The sequence below is a fragment of the Bradyrhizobium sp. 23 genome (genome assembly GCF_023073295.1).
Lineage (GTDB): Bacteria > Pseudomonadota > Alphaproteobacteria > Rhizobiales > Xanthobacteraceae > Bradyrhizobium > Bradyrhizobium canariense_D.
In genome coordinates, this window is sequence record NZ_JADPJF010000070.1 from 312,644 (window position 1) to 322,247 (window position 9,604).

Consider the following 9,604-nt stretch of genomic DNA (forward strand, 5'->3'; position numbering starts at 1 on the left):
GATCGCGACCCAGATGCTGGAATCGATGATCCAGTCGCCGGTGCCGACCCGCGCCGAGGTCTCCGACGTCGCCACCGCCGTCTACGAAGGTGCCGACGCCATCATGCTGTCGGCGGAATCGGCGGCCGGCAAATTCCCGGTCGAGGCCGTCTCGACCATGAATCGCATCGGCGAGGAGGTCGAGCGCGACCCGATTTATCGCTCCGTCATCACCGCACAGCGCCCGGCCCCGGAAGCCACCGCCGGCGATGCCATCGCGGACGCTGCGCGGCAGATCGCCGAGACGCTCGACCTGCCGGCCCTGATCTGCTGGACCAGTTCGGGATCGACCGCCGTGCGCGTGGCGCGCGAGCGGCCGAAGCCGCCGATCGTGGCGATCACGCCGAACGTCGCGGCGGGACGCCGGCTGTCGGTCGTCTGGGGCATACATTGCGTGGTGGCAGAAGATGCGCGCGACCAGGACGACATGGTGAGCCGCGCCGGCCAGATCGCGTTCCGCGACGGCTTCGTCCGGGCGGGCCAGCGCGTGATCATCGTCGCCGGCGTGCCGCTCGGCATCCCCGGCACCACCAACATGGTGCGCATCGCCTCGGTCGGCCCCGAGGGCGAAGCGAATATCTAGCTCCGCCGGCACCCGGCAAACAAAAAATGTCGAAAACAACCCCATGCACAGTAGCCGGCGGGTCCGGCGGATGTGCTGAGGTTTTTTGAAAAGGCGAGCTCGAGCAACGGCCTGGGCGCGATCAGGTCCGCCGGTCGATCAGGATGACGTTTTAGGCCCCAACCAGCGCTTTCGCCGTCGGCAGCAGCGTCTGCTGCACGACGAGCCCCCTGGCGCGGGCGTCCATGACGCCGACCGCGCGGAGCGCCAGCAGCGTCACGGTCTGCACGGCATCGCGCATCCTGGCGGGATCGTCGAGATTGTCCGGCGCGAGCGGTCCGACCAGGGCCTCGTGCAGCGCGCCGAGCAGCGCGGTGGCAGCAAGGGCCGTGTCCTGCGCCGGCAGGTGGCCGGCGCGCACGGCGGCGTCGATCCGCGAGGCCATCTCGCCCGCGATCTCGCGCCGGCTGGCGAGACGTGAAGCGCTGACATCGACATCGACCGGCTCGGCCAGGATGCCCCAGGCGAGCCTGCGCTGTGACAGGGTATGGACAGCCACGGTGGTGACCGCCGCCGCCAGCGCCGAGGACGGCCCCGGCGCGGCATCGGCGGCTCGCCGGATCGCCGTGAGCTCGTCGCGGGAGACTTCGGCAATCAACTCGGAGATCAAATCGGCCTTGGAGGGGAAGTAGCGGTAGACCGTACCCGCAGCGACGCCGGCGCGAACCGCGACTGGCGCAATCTGCACCGCCGCCATCCCGCCTTCCGCCGCCGCCTCCCGCGCCGCCGCCAGTATCGCACTGCGCCGGGCCGCAAGGCGCTTCACCACTTGATGCGTCCGCCGATAAACCATGGCGCGCTTCCTGTCCCACACGCCGGTCGCACGCCTTGCGGCCGAACGCTTCGTCACTGATATCGCAAATCGCCCCGCAAGGAGTGAACAACTATTCAGAGTGGATGACAAGGTGCAAATGCATGAAGCGTCACGCAAAAAAAACGCGAGCTCAAACAGCTAAAAACGTCGCGAACTGCTTTGGTGAAGGGGTAACCACGATCGTTACCGCCATCTTAAACCTGCTCCGCGACTGTGCTGCGGTATCGCGATCCCACCTCGGTGCAGCATGGTCGACACGGACGCCCGGACCGCCTGGCAGCTCTTCCACCTGAACTGGCTTCCCATCGCAGCCATGGGCAGCCTGCTGGCGCTGGGCCTCGCCTTCACCGGCCTGAGCCTCGAACCAGTCGCCTATTGGGTGACGCTGGCAGTTGCTGCAGTCTTGCTCGCGCTGGCCTATGGCCACCGCATCGTCAAAGGCGAGCTTGCCGACCCGAAGCTGCTGTTTTCGCTCGGAACGATCGGACAGATCATTCTCACCTGCGCCATCGTCGGACCGCTCAGCTATGTCGCGGCTAAGCTGAACTGGCCGCTGCAGGACCAGGCGCTGCTTGCGATCGACCGTGCACTCGGCCTCGATCCCGAACCGATCGCGCGATACGTCAACGACCATCCCTGGCTCGCGGACTGCCTGGCTCGCGGATATGGGCTGATCAAATTGCCGCTGCTCGGCATTCCCGTCGTGCTGGCACTGACGGCGCACTATATGCGGCTGCAATTGTTCATGCTCGCGATGAGCCTCGCGCTCGCGGTCACCATCGCGATCTCCGCCGTCGTGCCCGCGATCGGCACCTATTGGGGGCTGCAGCTGTCCGCCGCGCATTTTCCCGAAATCAACACCGCGGTCTATGCCGGGCAGTTGCGCGACATCCTCGCGCTTCGCGACGGTAGCCTGCACGAGCTCCAGTTGTTCTTCCTCGCCGGCGTTGTCTCGTTTCCGAGCTTCCACGCCGCATCCGCCGTGCTCTACATGTGGGCGCTGTGGCCGGTGCGCGGCCTCGGCGGCATCGCGGCTGCGCTCAATCTGCTGATGATTGCGGCAACACCGGTGATCGGCGCGCATTACGTCATCGACGTCGCCGGCGGAATCGCAGTCGCCGCAGCGTCGATCTGGGCGGCGAAATTCTATCTCGAATGGCACCGCCGCGCGCAGCAGACGTCTGCCGCGCCTGCGCCGTCGGCGGTCTGGCAGCCCGGCCTCGCGGAATGACAGCCGACAAGTTGCCCTAGGGTCCGCGCGTAGCGGCGTGCCCGCCGGCAACTTTCAATGTTCAATGTTCTCGACGGTGGGAACGCCTGCGCTTTCGGAGCCGCGGCAGACGCTTTGCCGCCCTACAAGCTTGCTACAGCTTCACGACTTCCCAGATCCGGAAATCGTCCGCCAAAAGAAAAGAGCCCCGTCAAGGACGGGGCTCTTTGAATTCGCGATTCGTACAGCGTTACTTGAGGCTGCTCGAGATCGAGGTGAACTTGGCGTTCAACGTGGTGCCCAGGTTATTGACGACAGTGATGATCGCCAGCGCAATGCCGGCGGCGATCAGACCGTATTCAATAGCGGTGGCGCCGGATTCATCTTTCGCAAAACGCGCAACGAGGTTCTTCATAAAGAGCTCCAAATGAGTACACGAGGCTACAACTGATCTGGTCTTTTGGGCTTCCCAGCGCCGCTTGACCATGGAACCGAACGTAGAGGCAAAGAATTGCGCCGCAGTTAATTCGACTGCGGAAACACAGAGCGGTTTGCGTGTATGCGTCGATGGTAAACCGAAATCTAAAACGATCCGTTAAATTGTCGAGACATCAAGCCGGCCCCGCCTCACCGGTTTACCCGGAATTATGACCGCCGTGGTCCAATGTCGATCGCTCGGCACAACGACAAAAACACCAGGACGACGAGGCGGCATGTCCCTTTCCTTTGCCAACAGCATCACGGTGCAGGGTCGTGCGCGAGCCCTGGTGCCGCTGTGCGTCGGTGCGGGCGCCTATCTCTTCTTCGCGTATGTCGGCGACACGCTGCTTCAGGACTCCGACTCGCTCTGGCAGATCAAGATCGGACAATGGATCCTCGATCACCAGGCGCTTCCCTACACGGACTTCTATTCCTTCACCCGTCCGGGGGCGCCCTGGGTTTCGACCTCATGGCTGTCGCAGGTCCTGTTCGCCCTCTCCTATGCGCAATGGGATTGGGCCGGCCCGGTGGTCCTCACCGCGCTTGCGGTCGCATTGTCGGCGGCGATGCTGGTCGGCCTGCTCGAGGCCCATCTGGAAATTCCGCGAGCGGTCCTGTTCGCGATGTTCGCGCTGTTGCTGTCGCTGCACCACGTTCTGGCGCGGCCACACATGCTGGCGCTGCCCGTGATGATCGCGTGGGTCGGCGTATTGATGGCCGCAGCCGACCGCAAGGGCGCCCCGTCATGGTACTGGCTGCCGCTGATGTCCCTGTGGTCGAACCTGCATGGCGGCTTCGTGCTGGGCCTGGCCCTGATCGGCCCGATGTCATTTGTGGCGCTCTGGGGCATGGAGTCCGGCAAGCAGGTCCGACTGCTGTCGCGCTGGTTCCTGTTCGGTGTTGCGGCACTCGCCGCAAGCTGCGTCACGCCTTATGGCTGGCGCACATTGCTCGGCGCGATCAACATCCTCAATCTGGGCGAGCTGCTGACGATCATCTCCGAGTGGGCGCCCGCGAACTTCGCCTCCTTCAACGCATTCGAAGGCGCGCTGTTCGGCCTGATTGCGATCGGGCTGTATCGCGGCCTGACGCTCTCGCCCCCGCGTATTCTTCTGATCCTGCTTCTGACCTGGATGGCGCTCACCCACGTCAGGAGCATCGAGGCCTTCGCCTTCCTGGTGCCGCTGGTGCTGGCCAAGCCCCTCGGCGAACGGTCTGCGCTGCCGCAGCCTGGCACGCAGGGCGGCGAGAGTTGGGCTGCCCGTTACGTCACCGCGACCGGCGCGCTGATGATCGTGGCCGCAGGCTGGACCTCGACCTCACTCTACATGGCGCATCACCGCTTCACCTTCACGATGGATCAGACACCGGTCGCCGCCGTCGATCTGCTCGAGAAACGCAAGGCGCAACGCATCTTCAACGCCTACCAGTTCGGCGGCTATCTGATCTCGCGTGACATCCCGGTCTTCATCGACGGCCGCGCCGAGCTCTACGGCGAAACCTTCGCCATGGACGTCTTCAAGGCCGTGGAGCTCAAGAAGCTCGACAGTCTGACGCGGCTGCTCGACGCGTACCAGATCGACGCCACGCTCATGGTCGCGGACGCACCGGCCGCCCAGGTGCTGGACCACATCAAGGGCTGGAAGCGGCTCTACGCGGACAACATCGCCGTGATCCACGTGCGAACCGGCGGCACAGAGGCCGGCGCGATGCCGGAAGCGGAGTCCTCGAGGGAAGCCGTCAAGTGAGCGCGTCAGCTCAGCAGCCGATATCCGGTCCATCGCGCCGCTGGATCGGAATTCCTCTCGTGATGCTGCCAGCGTTTTCGATCGCAACGCTCTTCGCCTGGGGCGTCCTGATCTCCACCTTCACCCATCCCGGTTGGATCGGGCTGAACCACGTCGCTCCCGGCACCGACTGGATGGTGTTTTACGGCGCCGTCAAATCGTCGCTCGCCGGCAATCTTGCGCTGGTCACCGATGGTGACGCGTTCACGGCCTATCTCAACCAGTCGTTCGCATCATGGCTCACGGTGCCTCTGGAGTTCCGTCCATGGTTCTATCCGCCCGGCTTCCTCGTTCTGCTGCTGCCATTCGCGCCGCTTGGCTTCATCGGCTCCTATGTCGCATTCCAGGCCGCGACCGCAGGCTTCCTGGCCTGGGCGCTTCGCAACCGGTCCGATCAGCCGCAACTGACGCCCTACATCATCGCGGCCGTGCTGGTCTCGCCATCGGCATCTCTCAACCTGGCCGATGGACAATGCGCCTTTCTCGTTGCCGCACTGCTGGTCGCGGGCGTCAGGCTGCTCGGACCGCGACCGCTCCTGGCCGGGGCAATCCTCGGGCTGCTGAGTTTCAAGCCGCAATTCTTCCTGCTCGTCCCGCTCGCGCTAATGGGGGCGCGCCGCTATGGCAGCCTGTGCGCTGCTGCATGCTCGGCATTCGCATTGGCGGCTGCAAGTGCCATGATTTTTGGCGTCGAATTGTGGCTCTGGTGGATACCGCAGGCGTACAACAATCTGGTCAGCCCCGACGCGAAATGGCTGGCCTATGGCCGCATCTGGGGTCACAGCGTGTGGGCCTGCGCGATGCTGCTAGGCCTGCCGGAGCGGCTGGCCTCCATCCTGCAGCTGGCCGCGATCCTTTCGAGCGCGGCGGCAACGTTCGCGGTCTTTCGCTCCTCGCTCCGTACCAACAACAAGCTGATCGTACTGCTTGCGGCAACCGTGCTGGCAGCCCCGCATTCGGGCCCTTATGACGCGACGCTGCTGACGGTCGCCGTCGTGCTGTGGCTTGCCGCATCGATCGATGCTCCACGCTTTCGCGACTGGCTGATCGGGCTCGGCATCTGGATGGTGCCGTTGCTCAGCCCGGCGGTGTATATTCCGGCGGGACGACTATCGCCGCTCCTCATCGTCGCTCTCATCGGCGTCGTGTTCGGCGCGTTGCGCAGTCCGGCAGGGTCTGGCGAGCCGGCAATGTCGCCGCATTCCTGAATCCAATCTGCGGCTGGCGATGCGGGCGCCGAAGTGATGACGCAAACTCCGGAGCGTGTGCCACCACTTCTAGCGTGATTGGCGAGAGATGGTGGGCCCGGCGCTTAGGCACCTTTGCCTGCCGTACTTCTGAGTTTCCAGTGCAACTGCATCAAAATCGTCAATGCGAGCGCAGTGAAGCAAATCCAGACTGTCACCGCGGATCTATTCTGGATTTCTTCGCTGCGCTCGCAATGACGGGCGCTGAGTTGGCACCACCCGCAAATCACCATCACCAACAAAAAACGCGGCGTTTCCGCCGCGTTTTTCAATTCGATCTGCCGTACGCGATTACGCCTGCGGCTGCGGCTCCAGGCCGGGATCCGGATCGGGTCGCGGGCGCGACTTGCCGGCCGGCGGCACGGCCGAGGCGCGCGGTGTGGTCGGCTCGAGCACGGATTCGCGGTTCGGCTTCTTGCCCTTGAGCAGGTCGATGATCTCGTCGCCGGAGAGCGTCTCGAATTCGAGCAGGCCCTTGGCGAGAGCTTCGAGATCGGCGCGCTTCTCGGTGAGAATACGCGTTGCCTCGTTATAGCCTTCTTCGACGAAGCGCCGGATCTCGGTATCGATCTTCTGAACCGTCGCTTCCGATGCGTTCTGGGTGCGCGACACCGACATGCCCAGGAAAACCTCGTCCTGATTCTCGCCGTAGGACACGGTACCGAGCGCCTCGGACAGGCCCCAGCGCGTCACCATCATGCGCGCCAGACGCGTCGCCTGTTCGATGTCGGACGACGCACCCGAGGTTACCTTCTCGCGACCGAAGATCAGCTCTTCGGCGACGCGGCCACCCATCATGATGGCAAGGCGCGAGGTCATCTGCTCCAGCGACATCGACAGCTTGTCACGCTCGGGCAACTGCATGACCATACCCAGCGCACGCCCGCGCGGAATGATGGTCGCCTTGTGGATCGGATCGGTCGCGACGACGTTGAGGCCGACGATGGCGTGGCCGCCCTCGTGATAGGCCGTCAGCAGCTTCTCTTCCTCGGTCATGACGAGCGACTTGCGCTCGGCGCCCATCATCACCTTGTCCTTGGCTTCCTCGAACTCGGCCTGGGTCACCATCCGCTTGTTGCGGCGGGCGGCGGTGAGCGCGGCTTCGTTGACGAGGTTCATCAGGTCGGCGCCGGAGAAACCCGGGGTGCCGCGCGCGATGGTCTTGAGGTTGATATCCGGCGCCAGCGGCACCTTGCGGACGTGGACCTTGAGGATCTGCTCGCGGCCGACGACGTCCGGGTTGGGCACCACGACCTGACGGTCGAAGCGGCCGGGACGCAGCAGCGCGGGATCGAGCACGTCGGGACGGTTGGTCGCGGCGATCAGGATCACGCCCTCGTTGGCCTCGAAGCCGTCCATCTCGACCAGCAACTGGTTCAGCGTCTGCTCGCGCTCGTCATTGCCGCCGCCGAGGCCGGCGCCACGGTGACGACCGACGGCGTCGATTTCGTCGATGAAGATGATGCAGGGCGCGTTCTTCTTAGCCTGCTCGAACATGTCGCGGACGCGGCTGGCGCCGACGCCGACGAACATCTCGACGAAGTCAGAACCCGAAATGGTGAAGAACGGCACGTTGGCTTCGCCCGCGACCGCACGCGCGATCAGGGTCTTGCCGGTGCCGGGAGGTCCGACCAGCAGCACGCCGCGCGGAATTCGGCCGCCGAGGCGCTGGAATTTGCCGGGGTCGCGCAGGAATTCGACGATCTCCTGCAGGTCCTGCTTGGCCTCGTCGACGCCCGCGACGTCCTCGAAGGTGACGCGGCCATGCGCTTCAGTCAGCATTTTTGCGCGCGACTTGCCGAAGCCCATCGCCTTGCCGGCGCCGCCCTGCATCTGCCGCGACAGGAATATCCACACGCCGATCAGCGCGATGAAGGGCAGCCAGGAGACCAGCAGCGAGACGAACCACGGCACGTTGTCGCCGGGCGGCTTCGCGGTGATCTGCACCTTGCTGTCATAGAGGCGCTTCACGAGCGTCGGATCGCTCGGCGCATAGGTCTGGAAGCTCGAGCCGTTGGTGAAGGTGCCGTGAATGTCCGGCCCCTGGATTACGACGTCGCGCACATTGCCGCGGTCAACCTCGCTCAGGAGCTGGGAGAAGGCGATGTCCTGCGAGGAGGCGCGCTGACCCGGATTCTGGAAGAGCGTGAACAACGCCAACAGCAGCAGGACAATGATGACCCAGAGGGCGAAATTGCGCAGATTGGCGTTCATCGATCTTCCTTCGTGGTCGCGCGGATCGCGGCCTGAGCCTTGGGCAGTTATTTGGGCAGCGCGAGGAAATCCCCAAGGAATCCTCTCGGTTAGACGCATACAATCTAGGTGTCGCTCCGGTCGCTGCCAAGGGAACGAGATGGGACTATTTAGCCCATCTTAGTCCGATTCCCGCTGAAATAATGGCGCCCGGATCCGGGTTTTTCCTGCCTGGTTAAGGTGTCCTCACGGCGCGGTCTCGAAATGGCCGGTGCCATGATCCGCCCTTATCCACCCTTGATCCACCCTTGCGCCGGGCCGGCGCCGGGGCGATGCGGATACGTCCCCCGGCAAGGCTGATCAAGGCTCCCGCAAGCGTCTGCTTCAGGGCCGGCCGGCCATTTGCGGGTGCGCGGGCACTTGCGGCAATGGCCTGATCGAGCACGGCCAGGAGGGATTCGACCTTGCCGAGTTCCGCCGGCCCCTCATGCCCGAACGCGTTGATGGCCCGCAGCAGGATCCGCAGCCGGACCTCCTCCGGCAGGGCGGCAAACCCGGAGGCCTCGAAGCTTCGAACGCCGGCCTGCGGCGCATCGCCGCGATCCCGCAAACGGAGGAAGCGCTCGGCTCCATCGGTCAGCACCTCGACGGCCAAATTGGCGCGCGCCAGCCTTGCCGCGAGCCGAGCCAGGCTGCGGGCATCACCGCCCTCCGCCGCGAGCTGCGGCAGCAGCGCACGCAGCCGCGGCCGGGTAAAGGCAGCGTCGTGGTTGGTGGGATCGTCGGCAAAGCCGATCTTCGCCCGCTTCAAGGTCGCGATCAGCTGCGACTTCGGAACATCGAGTAGTGGACGCGCAAGAACGACGCCGTCGCGCTCGGTGAGACGGGCCATCGCCGACAGCCCGGCTAATCCGCTGCCGCGCACAAGCCGCATCAACAGGGTCTCGGCCTGGTCGTCGCGGGTGTGGGCGGTCAGCACGTGGCTCGCACCGGCGAGGCGCGCGGCCTGCACAAGCAGGCGGTAGCGAGCTTCGCGCGCGGCGGCCGGCAGTCCCGTTTTCGGCTTTGCCCCGCGCCAGCGCACGGTCCGGTGCGGCAGGCCAAGCCCGGTTGCGAGACGCTTGACCGCGCGCGCCTCGCGCGCCGCCTCCGGCCGCAAGCCGTGGTCGATGGTGACTACGGTGAGACGCGGGCCGCGCGAAAGGCTGCGAT

At 65.0% G+C, this 9,604-nt stretch carries 8 protein-coding genes; 4 read left to right on the forward strand and 4 right to left on the reverse strand.

Annotation, left to right across the window (positions count from 1 at the left end):
- A partial coding sequence (locus IVB32_RS19390; RefSeq protein WP_247410941.1) for a pyruvate kinase occupies nt 1-622 on the forward strand: 622 nt, incomplete at its 5' end.
- 151 nt (nt 623-773) lie between these two features.
- Here the strand turns inward: IVB32_RS19390 and IVB32_RS19395 are convergent.
- Complete coding sequence (locus IVB32_RS19395) at nt 774-1,454, reverse strand: TetR/AcrR family transcriptional regulator (RefSeq protein WP_026232596.1); 681 nt, start codon at nt 1,452-1,454, stop codon at nt 774-776.
- A gap of 268 nt (nt 1,455-1,722) precedes the next feature.
- On the opposite strand from IVB32_RS19395, the gene IVB32_RS19400 reads away from it, so the two are divergent.
- Nucleotides 1,723-2,706, forward strand: coding sequence for a phosphatase PAP2 family protein (locus IVB32_RS19400; RefSeq protein ID WP_018453800.1), 984 nt, complete (start codon nt 1,723-1,725; stop codon nt 2,704-2,706).
- A gap of 229 nt (nt 2,707-2,935) precedes the next feature.
- Here IVB32_RS19400 and IVB32_RS19405 read toward each other — a convergent pair whose 3' ends face one another.
- Nucleotides 2,936-3,100 carry a Flp family type IVb pilin gene (locus IVB32_RS19405; RefSeq protein ID WP_007614256.1) on the reverse strand — a complete coding sequence of 55 codons (165 nt, stop codon included), beginning with the start codon at nt 3,098-3,100 and terminating at the stop codon, nt 2,936-2,938.
- 298 nt (nt 3,101-3,398) lie between these two features.
- Between IVB32_RS19405 and IVB32_RS19410 the strand changes: the two genes are divergently transcribed.
- Together IVB32_RS19410 and IVB32_RS19415 are read left to right on the forward strand one after the other, a co-directional pair.
- On the forward strand, nt 3,399-4,913 hold the full coding sequence (locus IVB32_RS19410; RefSeq protein ID WP_204512217.1) for a hypothetical protein: 1,515 nt from the start codon (nt 3,399-3,401) through the stop codon (nt 4,911-4,913).
- Nucleotides 4,914-4,975: 62 nt separating this feature from the next.
- Nucleotides 4,976-6,160, forward strand: coding sequence for a glycosyltransferase family 87 protein (locus IVB32_RS19415; RefSeq protein WP_018453798.1), 1,185 nt, complete (start codon nt 4,976-4,978; stop codon nt 6,158-6,160).
- Nucleotides 6,161-6,490: 330 nt separating this feature from the next.
- Here IVB32_RS19415 and ftsH read toward each other — a convergent pair whose 3' ends face one another.
- Nucleotides 6,491-8,413 carry an ATP-dependent zinc metalloprotease FtsH gene (gene ftsH, locus IVB32_RS19420; protein ID WP_007596301.1) on the reverse strand — a complete coding sequence of 641 codons (1,923 nt, stop codon included), beginning with the start codon at nt 8,411-8,413 and terminating at the stop codon, nt 6,491-6,493.
- A 214-nt stretch (nt 8,414-8,627) separates the two neighbouring features.
- On the reverse strand, nt 8,628-9,604 hold a 977-nt coding region (gene tilS, locus IVB32_RS19425; RefSeq protein WP_247410943.1), incomplete at its 5' end, for a tRNA lysidine(34) synthetase TilS.